General features: G+C 68.2%; 12 protein-coding genes. 6 read left to right on the forward strand and 6 right to left on the reverse strand.

The window, feature by feature from the left end:
* The first annotated feature begins 3 nt into the window (after positions 1-3).
* The 5 genes from NFT33_RS02430 (at position 4) to NFT33_RS02450 (ending at position 8,982) form a co-directional block, all read left to right on the forward strand.
* Positions 4-546: an excalibur calcium-binding domain-containing protein gene (locus tag NFT33_RS02430; RefSeq protein ID WP_251672898.1), complete on the forward strand. Its 543-nt coding sequence runs from the start codon at positions 4-6 to the stop codon at positions 544-546.
* 203 nt (positions 547-749) lie between these two features.
* A complete protein-coding gene (locus NFT33_RS02435) occupies positions 750-2,591 on the forward strand; it encodes a type I restriction-modification system subunit M (RefSeq protein ID WP_251672899.1) in 1,842 nt (613 codons plus the stop codon).
* 175 nt (positions 2,592-2,766) lie between these two features.
* The gene (locus tag NFT33_RS02440) at positions 2,767-4,074 is read left to right on the forward strand and encodes a restriction endonuclease subunit S (RefSeq protein WP_251672901.1); all 1,308 of its coding nucleotides are present in this window, start codon (positions 2,767-2,769) and stop codon (positions 4,072-4,074) included.
* Positions 4,052-5,860, forward strand: coding sequence for an AAA family ATPase (locus NFT33_RS02445; protein WP_251672904.1), 1,809 nt, complete (start codon positions 4,052-4,054; stop codon positions 5,858-5,860). The genes NFT33_RS02440 and NFT33_RS02445 overlap by 23 nt, the downstream gene beginning before the upstream one ends.
* A complete protein-coding gene (locus tag NFT33_RS02450) occupies positions 5,857-8,982 on the forward strand; it encodes a type I restriction endonuclease subunit R (protein ID WP_251672907.1) in 3,126 nt (1,041 codons plus the stop codon). The genes NFT33_RS02445 and NFT33_RS02450 overlap by 4 nt, the downstream gene beginning before the upstream one ends.
* A gap of 6 nt (positions 8,983-8,988) precedes the next feature.
* Here the strand turns inward: NFT33_RS02450 and speB are convergent, their stop codons facing one another.
* The 6 genes from speB to gabT form a co-directional block, all read right to left on the reverse strand.
* Entirely contained in the window at positions 8,989-9,945 is a 957-nt protein-coding gene (gene speB, locus NFT33_RS02455; protein WP_251672910.1) for an agmatinase, read from the reverse strand.
* Positions 9,942-10,775 carry an ABC transporter permease gene (locus NFT33_RS02460; protein ID WP_220784450.1) on the reverse strand — a complete coding sequence of 278 codons (834 nt, stop codon included), beginning with the start codon at positions 10,773-10,775 and terminating at the stop codon, positions 9,942-9,944. Before NFT33_RS02460 ends, speB begins: the two co-directional genes overlap by 4 nt.
* Before the next feature lie 38 nt (positions 10,776-10,813).
* Positions 10,814-12,076, reverse strand: a complete 1,263-nt coding sequence (locus NFT33_RS02465) for an ABC transporter permease (RefSeq protein WP_149503632.1) — start codon at positions 12,074-12,076, stop codon at positions 10,814-10,816.
* A 48-nt stretch (positions 12,077-12,124) separates the two neighbouring features.
* Positions 12,125-13,165 carry an ABC transporter substrate-binding protein gene (locus tag NFT33_RS02470; protein WP_220784452.1) on the reverse strand — a complete coding sequence of 347 codons (1,041 nt, stop codon included), beginning with the start codon at positions 13,163-13,165 and terminating at the stop codon, positions 12,125-12,127.
* A gap of 68 nt (positions 13,166-13,233) precedes the next feature.
* A complete protein-coding gene (locus NFT33_RS02475) occupies positions 13,234-14,319 on the reverse strand; it encodes an ABC transporter ATP-binding protein (protein ID WP_251672913.1) in 1,086 nt (361 codons plus the stop codon).
* Between the two features lie 766 nt (positions 14,320-15,085).
* The gene (gabT, locus tag NFT33_RS02480) at positions 15,086-16,390 is read right to left on the reverse strand and encodes a 4-aminobutyrate--2-oxoglutarate transaminase (protein WP_251672917.1); all 1,305 of its coding nucleotides are present in this window, start codon (positions 16,388-16,390) and stop codon (positions 15,086-15,088) included.
* A gap of 203 nt (positions 16,391-16,593) precedes the next feature.
* On the opposite strand from gabT, the gene NFT33_RS02485 reads away from it, so the two are divergent.
* Positions 16,594-18,048, forward strand: coding sequence for an aminotransferase-like domain-containing protein (locus NFT33_RS02485; protein WP_251672919.1), 1,455 nt, complete (start codon positions 16,594-16,596; stop codon positions 18,046-18,048).
* The last annotated feature ends 35 nt before the right edge of the window (positions 18,049-18,083 follow it).

Below are 18,083 nucleotides of genomic sequence, written 5' to 3' on the forward strand. Positions count from 1 at the left end.
GGGATGAGGATTTCCCCCGCGTTGAAAACGATGACGCAGCACAAGAGTCAGGCGAGTCGGGCTGCTGCGTGGATTGGCGCCGTGTTGCTGGGCATGGCGCTGTCTTTGCCGGCTGCGGCGCAGACGCTGCACAAATGCGTCCAGGGCGGCCAGGTGACGTATCAGCAGACGCCCTGTCCGGGCACCGGCCCGGCGCGCAGCCTGGAGCGCGACCGCGCCGCGGCTGAGAGTCGGCATCGCGAAACCCGTCCGGTGGCGCCGCGCGCTGCGGCCGCCGCCGCTGGAGCGTCTGCCGTACCCGCCGGGCGCCTGCCTGCGACGGCAGCGGCTCCGGCGATCATCCCTCCGCCGACCGCAGCGGGCACGGCGACATCTTCTCTGCCGACCGCACCCTCGCGCTGGCGCTGCGACGGCCGCCGCCACTGCTCGCAGATGAGTTCCTGCGAGGAGGCGAAGTTCTTCCTGGCCAACTGCCCCGGCGTGGAGATGGACGGCAACCATGACGGCGTGCCGTGCGAGAAGCAGTGGTGCCGCAGCGGGTGGTGAGCCGGCGGGGCTGAGGGGTGGGGCAGGGTGGCGGGCGTGGTTCCTCGCCTTCGCGAGGATGACGGGATGGTCCGCGAGTGTGGCGGGGCCGTTCACCTCCGTCATGCCCGCGAAGGCGGGCACCCACGAGCGGCAGAGACGCCAGGCCCGCGGCTATCATCGCCCGGCCCTGAAGCCGACCGGTCTGATCGCCGCTGCCCTGAATGAATTCCCAAGCCCTCTCGTCCTTCATCTGGTCGGTCGCCGACCTGCTGCGTGGTGACTACAAGCAAAGCGAATACGGCCGCGTCATCCTGCCCTTCACCGTGCTGCGCCGGCTGGACTGCGTGCTGGAGGCCACCAAGCCGGCGGTGCTGGCCGAGCATGCGGCGCGCACCCAGGCCGGGCTGAACCCCGAGCCCTTCCTGCTGCGCAAGACCGGCGTGGGCTTCTACAACGCCAGCCCGCTGGACCTGCCCACGCTCCTGGGCGACCAGGACCACATCCGCCAGAACCTGCACGCCTACCTGCAGGCCTTCTCGCCGGCGGCGCGCGACATCTTCGAGCGCTTCGACTTCCACGCCCAGGTCGAGCGGCTGGCCAAGGCGGACCTGCTCTATCTGGTCACCGAGAAGTTCGCCCGCATCGATCTGCACCCGGACGCGGTCGACAACGCCACGATGGGCAGCGTCTTCGAGGAGCTGATCCGCAAGTTCGCCGAAATCTCCAACGAGACGGCCGGCGAGCACTTCACCCCGCGCGAGGTGATCCGGCTGATGGTGAACCTGCTGTTCATCGAGGACAGCGAGGTGCTGGCGCCCGGCCGCGCGGTGGTGCGCACCGTCTACGACCCGACCGCCGGCACCGGCGGCATGCTGTCGGTGGCGGCCGAGCATCTGCTGGCGCACAACCCGCAGGCGCGCCTGACCATGTTCGGCCAGGAACTCAACGACGAGTCCTTCGCGATCTGCAAGGCCGACATGCTGATCAAGGGCCAGGACGTGGCCAACATCGTCTGCGGCAACACGCTCAGCGACGACGGCCATGCCCAGCGCCATTTCGACTACATGCTGGCCAATCCGCCCTTCGGCGTGGAGTGGAAGAAGGTCGAGCGCCAGGTGCGCCAGGAGCATGAGCTCAAGGGCTTCGACGGCCGCTTCGGCCCCGGCCTGCCGCGGGTGAGCGACGGCTCGATGCTGTTCCTGCTGCATCTGGTGAGCAAGATGCGCCCGCCCGCCGAGGGCGGCAGCCGCTTCGGGATCGTGCTGAACGGCTCGCCGCTGTTCACCGGCGGCGCGGGCAGCGGCGAGAGCGAGATCCGCCGCCATCTGCTGGAGAACGACCTTGTCGAGGCCATCGTGGGCCTGCCGACCGACATGTTCTACAACACCGGCATTGCCACCTATGTGTGGATCGTCTCCAACCGCAAGCCCGAGGACCGGCGCGGCTTCGTGCAGCTGATCGACGCCAGCGGCTTCTGGCAGAAGATGAGGAAGAGCCTGGGCTCGAAGCGCCGGGAGATGAGCGACGAGCACATCGCCACCGTGACGCGCCTCTTCGGCGACTTCGCCGAGGCCGAGCAGGTGACGGTGCTCGACGCCCAGGGCCAGCCGGTGGCCGAGCCGAGTCTGGTCACCGGCACCGACACCGCGCCGCGGCCGCCCGAGGGCGGGCGCCTGAAGCGCGTGCCGATCGCGCGCATTTTCCGCAACGAGGAGTTCGGCTACACCACCATCACCGTCGAGCGCCCCTTGCGCGACGCCGCCGGCGCGGTGGTCCTCGGCCAGAAGGGCAAGCAGAAAGGCCGCCCCCAGCCCGACAGCGCGCTGCGCGACACCGAGAACGTGCCCCTCGCTGACGACATCAGCGCCTACTTCGCCCGCGAGGTGCTGCCGCACGCGCCCGATGCCTGGATCGACACCGAGAAAAGCAAGGTCGGCTACGAGATCCCCTTCAACCGCCACTTCTACGTCTTCGAGCCGCCGCGCAGCCTGCACGCCATCGACGAGGAGCTGAAGGCGGTCTCGGCCAACATCATGAAGATGCTGGGGGAGCTGGCGGAATGAGCCGTGGGCAAAGAAATGCGGGTAGGATGGGCGGCAACAACACCCCCCAAGCCTCTCGGACAGCGCGCTGCCCTGATGCTCAAACCGGGGGGTTTATCTTTTGGGGGCGGGTTCATGCCGCCATAGGATTCCCACAAGACTGGCGCACGCGGCCGGTCTGGCAGAAGGACGCCATATGAGCTTGCCGAAATATCCGCACTACAAGCCCAGCGGCGTGCAATGGCTGGGCGACGTGCCGGCGCATTGGGAAGTGAGTGCCTTAAGGCGTGTGGTTTATTTCCAGCGCGGACATGACTTGCCATCCGATCAGCGTGAAGAGGGAGATATTCCAGTTGTTTCGTCTGGCGGTGTAACAGGAACGCATTCAAAGGCTGTTGCGAGTGCCCCAGGAATTGTTACTGGTCGATATGGTTCTATAGGAAATTTCTCTTTCATTGAGACCGACTACTGGCCTCTGAATACGGCACTTTACTCTATCGATCTTTTCGGGAATTCACCGCGATGGGCTTGGTATATGCTTCAAAGCATATCAGAGCATTTTGTTTTGAACTCTTTGAAGGCGGCTGTTCCAGGGGTTGATAGAAACGATATTCATGTGGTTGCAGTGACTGTGCCAAGTATTGCGGAGCAAACCGCCATCGCGCATTTCCTCGACCACGAAACCGCCAAGATCGACGCCCTGATCGCCGAGCAGGAGAAGCTCATCCATCTGCTGGCCGAGAAGCGCCAGGCCACCATTTCGCACGCCGTCACGCGCGGCCTCGACCCCGCCGCGCCGATGAAGGATTCCGGCGTGGCGTGGCTGGGGGAGGTGCCGGCGCATTGGACTGTGACGCCTCTCAAGCATCTTGTGAATTTTCGCAGCGGCGGAACCCCCAGCAAAGAAAAGCTGAACTACTGGAATGGCGATGTGCCTTGGGCTTCAGCCAAGGACATGAAAACCGATCGACTGGCCGATACCATCGATCACATCACGGCAGTCGCGATTGAGGAAAAGGCGGCCGATCTGGTTCCGCGCGGTGCGGTTCTCGTCGTGGTTCGGGGAATGATCTTGGCTCGGATGTTCCCGGTGTCGATCGTGGATACGCCGATGGCGATCAATCAGGACTTGAAGGCGGTCATTCCAGGCGAAAGAATAGACTCCGAGTTTCTAGCCTGGCTGCTGCGTGGCACGTCCGATGATTCCCTTCGGCGACTGGATGAAGCCGGGCATGGAACCAAGGCGCTGAGAATGGATGCGTGGGCGTCGATGCTTTTGCCTGTTCCGCCCATTCCGGAGCAGGCACGGATTGCGCAATTCATTGAACAGGAAATGACAAGGCTTGCGCAGTTGCAGAACGAAGCCGAACGCGCCATCGCCCTGCTCAAGGAGCGCCGCGCGGCGCTCATCGCGGCGGCGGTGACCGGGCAGATTGACGTGCGGCAGAATTCGGAAATCCTGAACGGCGGGGAGTCGCGCGATGCGGTTGCTGCACTATCTTGAGATCCAGAACTTCAAGCGCTTCGGCGAGTTGCAGCGCATCGAGCTGGATCATCCGGCGGTGCTGATCGGGCCGAACAACTGCGGCAAGACGAGTGCCATCCAGGCGCTGGCGCTGTGGTCGCAGGCGGTGCAGACCTGGTTTGACGTGCGCAAGGCCTCCTCGGCGCGCGAGCGCACCGCCACCTCGCTGAACCGGCTCAACATCGTCGCAGTGCCGGTGCAGCGCACGCGTTTCTTCTGGCACAACACGCAGGTGCGCACCGGCAACCGCGACATTCCGCTGGTCATCACGGTCGGCGTGGAGTTTCGCGGCCAGGTGCGGCCCTTGTCGATGCGCTTTCGCAACCAGGGCGACGAGCTGGTCTACTGCACGCCCGACCCGGCCGTGATCGGCGACCTGGAGCTGATCGCCCACGCCGCCTCGCTGAACGTCGAACTGCTCTACCCGATGTCGGGCCTCGACACCGAGGAGCCGATCCTGCAGCCCGGCCGCATCGACGTGCTGCTCGGCCAGGGCCGCACCGCCGATGTGCTGCGCAACCTCTGCCTGAGCGTGGTGAAGTCGTCCGCCGACGACTGGCAGCGCATCACCACCTTGATGCAGCGGCTGTTTGGCGTCGAGCTGCAGCAGCCCAAGGAAACCGCACGCGGCAGCATCGCGCTGCACTACCGCCAGCCGGGCGCCAAGGAGCTGCTCGACGTGTCGTCGGCCGGACGCGGCTTTCTGCAGATGCTGCTGGTGGTGGCCTACCTGTACTCGCACCCGCGCAGCGTGCTGTTGGTGGACGAGCCGGATGCGCATCTGGAGATCCTGCGCCAGAAGCAGGTCTACGTGCTGCTGCGCGACATCGCCAGCGAGAACGGCTCGCAGGTGGTGCTGGTGACGCACTCCGAGGTGATCCTCGACGAGGCACTCGACACCAACCTGACGCTGCTGCTGGACGGCCAGGCGGACAACCTGGCCAGGAAGACCGAGATCCGCAACAGCCTCAAGCACTTCGGCGCCGACCACTACATCAAGGCGCGAGAGCGTGGCTATGTGCTGTACGTGGAGGGCGGCACCGACGTGGACATGCTGCGCGCGCTGGCCAGGCGGCTGCAGCACCCGGCGGCGGCGTGCTGGGATGAGCGCGTCAATTCCTTCTACGTGCAGAACAACTACCCGGACCAGGACCTGCAGGCCGAGCTGGAGCGGGTGGAAGGCGGCTTCGGCATCACGCCCAAGGACCATTTCATGGGCTTGCGAAACCTGCTGCCCGAACTGCGCGGGCTGGCCATCCTCGACAACGACGGCCGCGACCGCCGATCCGTGCGGCTGGGCGGGCTGACCATCAGCTACTGGCGCCGCTACGAGACCGAAAACTATTTCGTCACGCCCGAACTGCTGCGCCGCTACGCGCTGTCGTGCTACGCCGACCTCGATCTGTTCGACGCCCACCGCCTGGAAATCGATGCGGTGCTCGACGAACTGGTGCAGGACCAGGTGTTCGACGGCATCGAAAGCGATTTCCGGATCTGGAAACAGTCCCCCCCGGAGGTGGCGCGCCTGGTCTGGGACACCAAGACCGAGCGCCGCAAGCTCAGTCGGCTGGCCGAGGAGTTCTTCCGCCAACTGGCTGCCCGGCTCGGCGGCCCCATGCTGCTGACCAAGGGGGAACTGCACCGTCTGGTCGCGCTCGCCCCGGTCGAGGACCTGCCCACCGAAGTGGTGGAAAAGCTCGATCTGCTGGCAGGATTGTTTGCGCAGGCGGTCCCGCCAGAGACCGAGGAGGCGAGCGAGACATGAGCAGCACGCTGCACCGCGAAATCCACTTCGAGACCGAGATCTGCCAGCACCTGGGCGCGCACGGCTGGCTGCACGAGGACGGCGCCGCGCGCGACTTCGACGCCGCGCGCGGGCTCTACCTGCCCGATCTGCTGGCGTGGATCGAGGCCAGCCAGCCCGAGGCCTGGCAGCGCCTGAGCAAGAGCCACGGCGCGGCCGCCGGGCGCGTGCTGGCCGAGCGGGTGCGCAAGCTGCTGGACGAGCGCGGCACGCTGGAGGTGCTGCGCCGCGGCGTGGAGATGCTGGGCCTGCGCGAGCCGCTGGCGCTGGCGCAGTTCCGGCCCGCGCTGGCGCTGAACCCGACGACGCAGGCGCGCCTGGCCGCCAACCGGCTGCGGGTGCTGCGCCAGGTGCACCACTCGCCCAACCAGCCGCGCGACGCGCTCGACCTGGTGCTGTGCCTCAACGGCGTGCCGGTGGCCACCGCCGAACTCAAGAGCGACTTCACCCAGAGCGTGCACGACGCGGTCGACCAGTACCGCTTCGACCGCCATCCCCACCCCAAGGGCGGCGTGCCCGAGCCGGTGCTGGGCTTCCCCGGCGGCGCGCTGGTGCACTTCGCCGTCAGCCAGAGCGAGGTGATGATGTGCACCCGGCTGGCCGGCCCGGCCACCCGCTTCCTGCCCTTCAACCGCGGCTGCGAGGGCGGCGCCGGCAATCCGCCCAACCCCGAGGGCTTCGCCACCGCCTACCTGTGGGAAGAGGTCTGGGCGCGCGAGAGCTGGCTCGACCTGCTGCACCGCTACCTCACGCCCAGGCGCGACCGCAGGCAGCAGCTGCAGACCTGGATCTTCCCGCGCTACCACCAGCTCGACGCCACCCGCCGGCTGGTGGACGACGTGCGCCAGAGCGTCAACCGCGGCGAGGATGCCGGCGGCCTGCGCTACCTGATCCAGCACTCGGCCGGCTCGGGCAAGACCAACTCGATCGCCTGGGCCGCGCATTTCCTGGCCGATCTGCACGACGACCAGCACCGCAAGGTCTTCGACAGCGTGCTGGTGGTGAGCGACCGCAATGTGCTGGACGCGCAGCTGCAGGAGGCGCTGTTCGAGTTCCAGCGCACCACCGGCGTGGTGGCCACCATCACCAGCGAGTCCGGCAGCAAGAGCGGCCAGCTCTCGCAGGCGCTGGAAGAGGGCAAGAAGATCATCGTCTGCACGCTGCAGACCTTCCCGTTCGCGCTGGCGGCGGTGCAGGCGCTGGCCGCCACCGAGGGCAAGCGCTTCGCCGTCATCGCCGACGAGGCGCACAGCTCGCAGACCGGCGAGGCGGCCGCCCGGCTCAAGCAGCTGCTGTCGGCCGAGGACTGGGCCAGCCTGTCCGGCAGTCTTCAGGACGGCGGCGAGATCGACACCGAGGCGCTGCTGGCCGCGCAGATGGCCGCCAAGGCCAGCCCGAAAGGCCTGACCTCCATCGCCTTCACCGCCACCCCGAAGGCCAAGACGCTGGAGCTGTTCGGCCGCCGCGACCCGGCCGACGGGCCCGACGGCCTGCCGCAGCCCTTCCACGTCTACCCGATGCGCCAGGCCATCGAGGAGGGCTTCATCCTCGACGTGCTGAAGAACTACACCAGCTACCAGCTCGCCTTCCGGCTGGCACACGAGGGCCGCACGCTCGACGAGCAGCAGGTCGAGCGCAGCACCGCGATGAAGGGCCTGATGCAGTGGGTGCGGCTGCACCCGTACAACATCGCGCAGAAGGTGCAGATCGTCGTCGAGCACTACCGCGAGAACGTGCAGCCGCTGCTGGCCGGGCGCGCCAAGGCGATGGTGGTGGTGGCCAGCCGCAAGGAGGCCGTGCGCTGGCAGAAGGCGATGCGCGCCTACATCGCCCGCCAGGGCTACATGCTGGGCGTGCTGACCGCCTTCTCCGGCGAGGTGGACGATGCCGAGAGCTACCCGGCACCGGTCAGCGAGGCCAGCGCCGACGTCAATCCGGCGCTCCAGGGCCGCGACCTGCGCGAGACCTTCGCGCGGGAGGATCAGCACCTGCTGGTGGTGGCCAACAAGTTCCAGACCGGCTTCGACCAGCCGCTGCTGTGCGGCATGTATGTCGACAAGCGGCTCGGCGGCATCCAGGCGGTGCAGACGCTCAGCCGCCTGAACCGTGCCCACCCGGGCAAGGACACCACCTACATCCTCGACTTCGTCAACGACCCGGCCGAGGTGCTGGCGGCTTTCCAGACCTACTACCAGACCGCGGCGCTGGACATGCCGACCGATCCGCACCAGGTCTTCGACCTGCGCGCCAAGCTCGACGCCGCCGGCCACTACACCGAGGCCGAGGTCGAGCGCGTGGCGCGCGTCGATCTGGATCCGGCCGGCACGCAGAAGCAGCTCGATGCCGCCATCGCGCCGGTGGCCGACCGGCTGCTGCGCCGCTACAAGGCCGCGCAAGGCCCCGAGGCCCAGGACACGCGCGATGCGCTGCTGCTGTTCAAGGGCGACCTCGGCGCCTATGTGCGGCTGTATGCCTTCCTCAGCCAGATCTTCGACTACGGCCAGACGGCGCTGGAAAAGCGCTTTCTCTTCTTCCGCCGGCTGCTGCCGCTGCTGGACTTCGGCCGCGAGCGCGACACCGTCGACCTGAGCCAGGTGGTGCTGACCCACCACACGCTGAAGAACCGCGGGGCGCAGCCGCTGGCGCTGACGGCCGGCGGCCTCTATCCGCTCGCCGGTCTGGACGGCACCGGCACCGGCCAGGTGCAGGAGAAGCAGAAGGACTATCTGGCCGAGATCATCGAGAAGGTCAACGGCCTGTTCGAGGGCGAGCTGTCCGACACCGACCAGCTCGTCTACGTCAACGGCGTGCTGCGCGGCAAGCTGCTGGAGAACGCGCTGCTGGTGCAGCAGGCCGCCAGCAACAGCAAGGAGCAGTTCGCCAGCTCGCCCGACCTGCGCTCGGCGCTGCTCGACGCCATCATGGACGCGCTCGACGCGCACCAGACGATGAGTACGCAGGCCCTGGGCTCGGAGCGGCTGCAGGACGGCCTGCGCGACGTGCTGCTCGGGCCGGGGCAGCTCTGGGAGGCGCTGCGCGAGCGCGCGTGGGCGGGGCGTGGGTCCTCGCCTTCGCGAGGATGACGGGCCTCACCGCACTGGCACCCCCGGCAGCACGCACAGCATCTCGTACAGCAGGTTGGCGCCCAGCAGCGCGGTGTTGCCGCTGGGGTCGTAGGGCGGAGAGACCTCGACCAGATCGGCGCCCACCAGGTTCAGGCCGCGGCAGCCGCGGATGATCTCCAGCGCCTGCGGCACGCTCAATCCGCCGATCTCGGGCGTGCCGGTGCCGCCGGCAAAAGAAGGATCGATGCCGTCGATGTCGAAGCTGAGATAGCAGGGCGCGTCGCCGATGATCGCGCGCACCTTGTCCATGATCGGCGCCAGCGACTGCCACCAGACCTCGTGCGCCGGGATGATCGTGAAGCCCTGGCGGCGCGGCCAGTCGAAGTCGTCGGCGGCGTAGCCGGAGCCGCGCAGGCCGATCTGCCAGACCTTGTTCGTCTGCAGCAGGCCTTCCTCCACCGCGCGGCGGAAGGGCGTGCCGTGCGCGATGCGCTCGCCGAACATCTCGTCGTTGACGTCGGCGTGGGCGTCGACATGGATCAGCGCGACCGGCCCGTGGCGCTCGGCCACCGCGCGCAGGATCGGCAGCGCGATGGTGTGGTCGCCGCCCAGCGTCAGCGGCACGCAGCCGTGGCCGAGCACCTCGCGGTAGAAGTCGGTGATGATGCCGACCGACTTCTCCAGCGAGTAGGTGTTGATCGGCACGTCGCCCAGATCGGCGACCTGCAGCGCGTCGAAGGGCGCCGCGCCGGTGGCCATGTTGTAGGGCCGGATCAGGCTGGATTCGGCGCGGATCTGGCGCGGGCCGAAGCGCGCGCCGGCGCGGTTGGAGGCGCCGATGTCCAGCGGCACGCCGATGAAGGCGGCGTCCAGGCCGGCGGCATGGGTGGCCACCGGCAGGCGCATCATCGAGGCCAGCCCGCCGAAGCGCGGCATCTCGTTGCCGCCGAGCGGCTGGTTCAGTGCGTCTGGGCGGCTCATGCGCGGCGGCCCCGGATCCATTCGAGCGCCAGCATCAGGCCGGTGGTGAAGATCGTCAGCAGCGTGGCCACCGCGGCGATGGTCGGGCTGATGTTCTCGCGGATGCCGGTGAACATCTGGCGCGGCAGCGTGACCTGGTCGGGGCCGGCGACGAAGAGCGTCACCACCACCTCGTCGAAGGAGGTCGCGAAGGCGAACAGCGCGCCCGAGATCACGCCCGGCGCGATCACCGGCAGCGTGATGCGGAAGAAGGTCTCGACCGGGCCGGCGCCCAGACTCAGCGAGGCGCGCACCAGGTTGTGGTTGAAGCCCTGCAGCGTCGCCAGCACGGTGGTCAGCACGAAGGGCGCGCCCAGCGCGGCGTGCACCACGATCAGGCCGAGGTAGCTGTCGGCGAAGCCCAGCCTGGCGAAGAACAGGTAGCAGGCCACGCCCACCACCACGATCGGCACCACCATCGGCGCGATCAGGATGCTCATCAGGAGGCCCTTGCCGGGAAAGTCGGTGCGCGACAGGCCCACGGCCGCCAGCGTGCCCAGCACGGTGGCGATCAGCGTGGCCGCCGGCGCGACGATGAAGCTGTTGCGCGCGGCGCGGCCCCATTCCGGCGCGTTGAACAGGTTCTCGTACCACTGCAGCGACCAGCCCGGCATCGGATACGCCAGGAAGGAGCTTGACGAGAAGGACAGCGGCACGATCACCAGGATCGGCAGCAGCAGGAACACCAGCATCCCGATGCAGAACAGGCGCATCAGCCACCAGCCGAGCTTGTCGGCCAGCGTGGCGTAGGCCGGGAACTGCGGGTTCATCGCGGACAGGATCGCGTTCATCGGTCGTCTTCCTTCTTCTTGCTTCTTGCGGGCGGCGCTCAGCCCAGGCTCAGCTCGGACTTGACCACGCGGCGGTAGACGCCGTAGAGGATCAGCGTGGCGGCGAGCAGCACCGCGCCCAGCGCGCAGGCCATGCCCCAGTTGACCTCGACGTTGGTGTACTGGGCGATGTAGTACGACAGCATCTGGTCGTCGGCGCCGCCCAGCAGCGCCGGCGTCACGTAGTAGCCGATGCTCAGGATGAAGACCAGCAGCGCGCCGGCCCCGACGCCCGACCAGGTCTGCGGCACATAGACGCGGAAGAAGGCCGCCAGCGGCGAGCTGCCCAGGCTGATGGCCGCGCGCAGATAGGTCGGCGGCACCGACTTCATCACGCTGTACAGCGGCAGGATCATGAAGGGCAGCAGGATGTGCACCATCGCGATGACCACACCGGTGCGGTTGAACAGCAGCGCGAGCGGCTCCTCGATCAGGCCCATGCCGACCAGCGCCGAGTTGACCAGGCCCTCGCGCTGCAGCAGCACGATCCAGGCCGCGACCCGCACCAGGATCGAGGTCCAGAACGGCACCAGCACCAGGATCATCAGCAGGTTGGCGCGGCGCGCGTCGAGCGTCGACAGCCAGTAGGCCAGCGGGTAGGCCAGCAGCAGGCACAGCACCGTGACCACCGCCGAGATGTTGAAGGTGCGCAGCAGGATCTTGCCGAAGACCGCCTGCTCGGCCGGCATGGCCTCGACATGGCCTTCGGCATCGCGGCGCAGGTCGACCGCGGCGAGCAGGTAGTCGGGCGTCCAGCGGCTGGCGTTCTTGGCGATCGCCTGCCAGTAGAGCGGCTCGCCCCAGCGCGCGTCGATCTCGAGCAGGCGATCGCGCGTCTGCTCGGGGCTCAGGCCCTCGCCGAGCGGCAGCGCCCGGTAGGTGCCCATCACCAGCGAGCGCGCGCCGGGCACCTCGGAGTTGAGCCGGCGCGCCAGCGTGCCGGCCTGCGCGGTCTCCGGCAGCGCGCCCAGGTCGCGCACCAGGGCCGCATAGGCGGCCGCGGGCGGCGTGCCGTGACGGTCCCAGCCCGACAGCGCCTCGCCGGTGTGCACCAGCACGTCGGCCACCTCCGGGTTCTCGACCGCGCGCTTGAGCAGCGCGCCGATCGGCACCAGGAAGGTCAGCAGCAGGAAGACCAGCAGCGGCAGCGTCAGGCTGGCGGCCGTCAGCTTGCGGCGGCGCTCGGCGCGCTGGAGCGCGCGGGCGAGATCCTGGCCGCGCGGGGCGGCGGCTTCCTGTTCGTCGAGGGCGAGGCTGTGCATGGCGTCAGTCGGGCGGGGGCGGAGGGGCGTTCGGCTCGAGCGCGCGGCTTACTGGGCGGCCCAGGCGGCGAAGCGCTTCTCCAGCGCCTCGCCCTGGTCGGCCCAGAAGGTGATGTCGAACTTCAGCGCGTCCTTCGAGTTGGCCGGCGAGGTCGGCAGCAGCGCCAGGGTCTTGGCATCCAGGCTGCCCAGGGCCTTGTTGTTGGTCGGGCCGTAGGAGATCAGCTTGGCGTATTCGGCCTGGGCGGCCGGCTGCGAGGCCGAGGCGATGAACTTCATCGCCAGGTCCTTGTTCGGCGTGCCCTTCGGGATGACCCAGTAGTCCAGGTCATAGATCCCGCCGGTCCAGCTGATCTGCAGGTTCTTGCCTTCGCGCTGCGCGGCGTCGATGCGGCCGTTGTAGGCGGTGGTCATGACCACGTCGCCGGCGACCAGGAACTGCGGCGGCTGCGCGCCGGCCTCCCACCACTGGATCGAGGGCTTCAGCTCGGTCATCTTCTTGAACGCGCGCTCGGCGCCGGCCGGCGTGGCCAGCACCTTGTAGACGTCCTTCGACGGCACGCCGTCGGCCATCAGCGCGAACTCGAGGTTGTAGCGCGCGCCCTTGCGCATGCCGCGCTTGCCGGCGAACTTCCTGGTGTCCCAGAAGTCGGCCCAGGTCTTCGGGCCGTCCTTCAGCTTGTCGCCGTTGTAGGCCATGACGGTCGACCAGATGAAGATGCCGACGCCGCATTCCTGCACCGCCGCCGGCTGGAAGTCGGCCTTGTTGCCGACCTTGGCCCAGTCGATCTTCTCGAACAGGCCTTCGTCGCAGCCGCGTGCCGCGTCCGGGCTCTCGACCTCGACGACATCCCAGGTCACCTTCTTCGTCTCGACCATGGCCTTGATCTTGGCCTGCTCGCCGTTGTATTCGACGCCGACGATCTTGGTGCCGGTGGCCTTCTCGAAGGGCTCGACATAGGCCTTCTTCTGCGCGTTGCCATTGGCCCCGCCGAAGTTGACGACGGTCAGCTGGCTCTGCGCGAGCGCCGAGCCGGCCAGCAGCGAGGCCGCGGCGGCCACGACCAGGGAAACGGTAGCGTTCTTCATGACGAGGGTTCCTCAGTGAGAGCGGAAGGGGCGGGGGAAAATCAGGGGAATGGGGAATCGGGGCGGCGTCAGGCGTAGACGCGCAGGAACTGCGGCGCGATGCGCAGCCACACCGGCTGGCCGGCCTGCGGCGCCTGGTCGCCCAGCGGCACCTTGACGGTGGCCTGGGCCTGGCCGGCCACCGCGCAGCGCAGGCGCAGGTGGTCGCCGAAGTAGATGACGTCGTTGATCGCGGCCTGGATGATGTTGCTGTCGTTGGCTGCCGGCGCGGTCAGCATCGCCTCGATGCGCTCCGGGCGGACCGAGGCGGTCACGCGGCTGCCGGGCTGGACCTGGTTGACATTGACGCCGGCCAGGCGCTCGCCGGTGGGCAGCACCAGCTCGCAGCGGCCGTGGTGGTCGTCGGCGCCGAGCGTGCCCTCCAGCACCGTGCTGTCGCCGACGAAGCCGGCCACGAAGCGGTTCGACGGGGTCTCGTAGAGGCGGTCGACGATGTCGATCTGCTGGATCAGGCCGTCGTTGAAGACGGCGACGCGGTCGCTCATCGTCAGCGCCTCGCCCTGGTCATGGGTGACGTAGACGAAGGTCACGCCGAGCTGGCGGTGCAGCTCCTTCAGCTCGATCTGCATGTGCTCGCGCAGCTGCTTGTCCAGCGCGCCCAGCGGCTCGTCCATCAGCACCAGCTGCGGCTCGAACACCAGCGCGCGTGCCAGCGCCACGCGCTGCTGCTGGCCGCCGGAGAGCTGCGAGGGGAAGCGGTCGCCCTTGCCGCCGAGCTGGACCATGTCGAGCGCACGCGCCACGCGCTTGTCGATGTCGACCTTCGGCACCTTGCGCACCGTCAGCGGATAGGCCACGTTGGCCGCCACCGTCATGTGCGGGAACAGCGCGTAGTTCTGGAACACCATGCCGAAGTTGCGCTTGTGCGGCGGCGTCTTCGTGATCGGCCGGCCGTCGAGCAGGATCTCGCCGGCGGTCGGCGACTCGAAGCCGGCCAGCATCATCAGCGTGGTCGTCTTGCCCGAACCCGACGGGCCCAGCAGCGACAGGAACTCGCCGCGGCGGATGTCCAGATCGAGGTTGCGCACCACCAGACTCAGGCCGTCATAGGTCTTCTGGACGCCTTTGAATTGAACCAGGGCAGGGTTGCTCATCGTCTTCGGGTGCTCGGGTGTGGATCGGGGAAAGGCTCGACGCGGGGCGCGGCGGACTGGGGGGGCCGTGCTGCAGGACGCCCGGACTGTAGGAGGGGGCTTGTCGCGACAACATGCACAGACAGGGCCCGGTTCCGACGCACTGTGCAGGCGGTACTGCCTGTACAGACTTGCCCTCTGTTCAAGAGCGGTGCGGCATGTCTGGCACTGGTGCGGTGCATGCCCCGAAAAGAGGCGATCACACGGCGAAACCCCATCGCAATCGTTCACGATGCGGCAGAAACGCATGAAATCCGCACCGATGCGCGCCATCAGGCCCAGGCGAGGGGCAGAAAAATTTTTCCGTCTCCCACGCCGTGTTGCAGAAAGTTGACAGCGTGCCGAGGTGTCGCCGCTGCTGTTCAGGTCTGGAACAGGTTCGGGCTCCCACCCTTTTCGGTCATTTTAAATACTAACAGCTAAGCGGTTTGCAAACCATCAAGAAACAACCCGTGCAATTCACTCAGGCATGGCAAACCGATCCAGAGCCTTCCGGCTCCGCCGGCAGTCTTGACCAAGAAAAGCGCTTTTGCCGGCCTCGTGGCGTGGCGGGGGGCGGGAAGAGGGGTGAGGCGGGGATGGGCGGTGGGGTGTTCGTGGGTCCTCGCCTTCGCGAGGATGACGGCATGGGGATGTGATGCCGGCATGACGCGAAATTCGCCTCCGTCACGCCCATCCATCCCCGTCATGCCCGCGCAGGCGGGCACCCACGCGGTCCCCCGGACCGTCAGGCCGTCGCGTCGAAGCAGTCCGACAGCACCGCCATGCCTTCGTCGAGCACCGCGTCGGAGGCGGTCAGCGGCACCAGGATGCGGATGACGTTGGCGTACACGCCGCACGACAGCAGGATCAGGCCGCGGCGCAGGGCTTCCGCGACGATGCGGCGGGTGCGGTCGGCATCCGGGCGGGCCAGGTCGCCGTCGGTGAACAGCTCGATGGCGATCATCGCGCCGGGGCCGCGGATGTCGCCGATCGCGCTGTGGCGCTCGGCGATCTGCTTCAGGCTGGCCTTCAGGCGCTCGCCCACCGCCTGGCTGCGCGCGAGCAGGCTTTCCTTCTCGAAGGTCTCGATCACCGCCAGCGCGGCGGCACAGGCCAGCGGGTTGCCGGAGTAGGTGCCGCCCAGGCCGCCCGGTGCCGGCGCGTCCATCACCTCGGCGCGGCCGATGATCGCCGACAGCGGGAAGCCGCCGCCCAGCGACTTGGCCATCGTGATGATGTCCGGCGCCACGCCCGCCTGCTCGAACCAGCTCTCGCAGGCCAGCCAGCGGCCGGTGCGGCCGGCACCGGTCTGCACCTCGTCGGCGATCAGCAGGATGCCGTGGCGGTCGCACAGCTCGCGCAGCGCCTTGACGAAGTCGATCGGGGCTTCATAGAAGCCGCCTTCGCCCTGCACCGGTTCCAGGATGATCGCGGCCACGCGCGAGGGCTCGACGTCGTACTTGAACAGCGCCTCGATCGAGGCCAGCGAATCGGCGGTGCTCACGCCGTGCAGCGCACACGGGAACTTGGCGTGATAGACCTCGGCCGGGAAGGGACCGAAGCCGACCTTGTACGGCACGACCTTGCCGGTCAGCGCCATGCCCATCATCGTGCGGCCGTGAAAGCCGCCGCCGAAGGCGATCACGCCCGAGCGTTTCGTGTAGGCGCGCGCGACCTTGACCGCGTTCTCGACCGCTTCGGCGCCGGTGGTCATGAAGAAGCTCTTCTTCGCGAAGGCGCCCGGCGCCATCGTGTTCAGGCGCTCGGCCAGCTCGACATAGGGCTCGTAGGCCAGCACCTGGAAGCAGGTGTGCGTGACGCGGTCGAGCTGGGCCTTGACCGCCTCGACCAGCGCCGGGTGGCGGTGGCCGGTGTTCAGCACCGCGATGCCGCCGGCGAAGTCGATCAGGCGACGGCCCTCGACATCCCAGACCTCGGCGTTCTCGGCCCGGTCGACGAAGACTTCGTGGGCCTGGCCCAGCCCGGCGGGCAGGGCGGCGCGGCGGCGGGCCATCAGGGCGGCGTTGGTCAGGTTCGGTTCGCGTTGCATCGGGAGGTCCTGGTCGGGGGGGAGGGCAAGTCGGGGTGGCGAGGGTGAGCCGTGGCAGGCTTCGACTAGGCGTCGACTCTAGGGGCCTGTTCCGCGACGGACCATGTACAGCCAGCGTGATCGGCTTGCGCACTGTGCAGGTTCCTGCACCGGTACAGCCTCGGCGATCATGCTGCAGCGCGGCGCTAGACTTGTCGCCAGCCATGTTCACCCTCCAGCCCCAGTCCTCCATCCCGCTGGTCACCCAGATCGTCGACGGCCTGCGCCGCCTGATCGACGAAGGGTCCCTGCGTGCCGGCACCAAGGTGCCCTCGATCCGCCAGTTCGCCCATGCGCACGAGGTCAGCGTCTTCACCGTTGTCGAGGCCTACGACCGCCTGGTCGCGCTCGGCTATCTGGTCTCGCGACCGCATTCCGGCTTCTTCGTGCGCAAGCGCGCGGCGGTCGAGAACCGCGAGTCCGGCCCGCCTGGCGTGCCCGGCGGCGGCTACAGCTTCGATTCGGCCTGGTACCTGCGCAAGATCTTCGAGAACCGCCACCTGTCGATGAAGGCCGGCTGCGGCTGGCTGCCGCACGAGTGGCTGTTCGAGGACGGCGTGCGGCGCAGCCTGCGCGCGCTGGCGGCCGACAGCATCGACCTCGGCGGCTATGGCGACCCCAAGGGCTTTCCGGCGCTGCGCGAGTTCATCCGCGACGCGATGGCCGAGCAGGAGATCGCCATCGCGCCCGAGCAGGTGCTGCTGACGCAGGGATCCAGCCAGGCGCTCGACCTGGCCGCGCGCCGGCTGGTGCGCGCCGGCGACGCGGTGCTGGTCGACGATCCCGGCTACGCCAACCTGCTGTTCTCGCTGCGCTTCGCAGGCGCCAAGCTGGTGGGTGTGCCGCGCACGCCGCACGGCTACGACCTGCCCACGCTCGAGAAGCTCATCATCGAGCACCGTCCCAAGATCTTCTTCACCCAGCCGCGCCTGCAGAGCCCGACCGGCTCGACCGCACAGCTCGCGCATCTGCACCGGGTGCTGCAGCTGGCCGAGAAGCATGACTTCCTCGTCGTCGAGAACGACATCTATGTCGATCTGGATCCGGAGCCGCGCCCGTCGCTGGCCAGCCTGGACCAGCTCTCGCGGGTGCTCTATGTCGGCAGCTATTCCAAGACCATCTCGCCGAACCTGCGGGTGGGCTATCTGGTGGCGCATCCGGACCTGATCGAGGATCTGGCGCAGCTGAAGATGATCTCGGGCCTGACCTCGTCGGAGTTCAGCGAGCGGCTGGTCTACGGCGCGCTCACCGAGGGGCGCTGGCGCAAGCACCTGAAGGCGCTGCGCGACCGCCTGGCCGAGGCGCACCAGCGGGTCGCGGGTCGGCTGGCGCGCCTGGGATTCGAGATCTTCTCGGAGCCGAAGGCCGGCATGTTCCTGTGGGCGCGCCATCCGCAGCTGCCCGACGCCGGCATGCTGTCCAACCAGGCCGCCGGCAGCGACATCATGCTCGGCCCCGGCCACCTGTTCACCGCCGCGATGCAGCCCACCGCCTGGATCCGCTTCAACGTCGCCTTCTGCGGCGAGGAGCGCCTGTTCGACTTCCTGGCCGAGCGCATCCGCGCCGGCGGGCGCGACGGCGGCGACTCCGGCGACCGCCCCGAGGGCGAACTTCTATAATCGAAAACTTTGCTCCGCTCACCCCAGGCCACCCG

Origin of the sequence: Sphaerotilus sp. FB-3, assembly GCF_023706025.1 — a bacterium.
Taxonomy (GTDB): domain Bacteria; phylum Pseudomonadota; class Gammaproteobacteria; order Burkholderiales; family Burkholderiaceae_C; genus Sphaerotilus; species Sphaerotilus sulfidivorans.

Bases quoted from the DNA above. Each gene is read 5' to 3' on its own strand.
- NFT33_RS02430 (WP_251672898.1), top strand. From the start codon at position 4: ATGAGGATTTCCCCCGCGTTGAAAACGATGACGCAGCACAAGAGTCAG.
- NFT33_RS02435 (WP_251672899.1), top strand. From the start codon at position 750: ATGAATTCCCAAGCCCTCTCGTCCTTCATCTGGTCGGTCGCCGACCTG.
- NFT33_RS02440 (WP_251672901.1), top strand. From the start codon at position 2,767: ATGAGCTTGCCGAAATATCCGCACTACAAGCCCAGCGGCGTGCAATGG.
- NFT33_RS02445 (WP_251672904.1), top strand. From the start codon at position 4,052: ATGCGGTTGCTGCACTATCTTGAGATCCAGAACTTCAAGCGCTTCGGC.
- NFT33_RS02450 (WP_251672907.1), top strand. From the start codon at position 5,857: ATGAGCAGCACGCTGCACCGCGAAATCCACTTCGAGACCGAGATCTGC.
- speB (WP_251672910.1), bottom strand. From the start codon at position 9,945: ATGAGCCGCCCAGACGCACTGAACCAGCCGCTCGGCGGCAACGAGATG.
- NFT33_RS02460 (WP_220784450.1), bottom strand. From the start codon at position 10,775: ATGAACGCGATCCTGTCCGCGATGAACCCGCAGTTCCCGGCCTACGCC.
- NFT33_RS02465 (WP_149503632.1), bottom strand. From the start codon at position 12,076: ATGCACAGCCTCGCCCTCGACGAACAGGAAGCCGCCGCCCCGCGCGGC.
- NFT33_RS02470 (WP_220784452.1), bottom strand. From the start codon at position 13,165: ATGAAGAACGCTACCGTTTCCCTGGTCGTGGCCGCCGCGGCCTCGCTG.
- NFT33_RS02475 (WP_251672913.1), bottom strand. From the start codon at position 14,319: ATGAGCAACCCTGCCCTGGTTCAATTCAAAGGCGTCCAGAAGACCTAT.
- gabT (WP_251672917.1), bottom strand. From the start codon at position 16,390: ATGCAACGCGAACCGAACCTGACCAACGCCGCCCTGATGGCCCGCCGC.
- NFT33_RS02485 (WP_251672919.1), top strand. From the start codon at position 16,594: ATGTTCACCCTCCAGCCCCAGTCCTCCATCCCGCTGGTCACCCAGATC.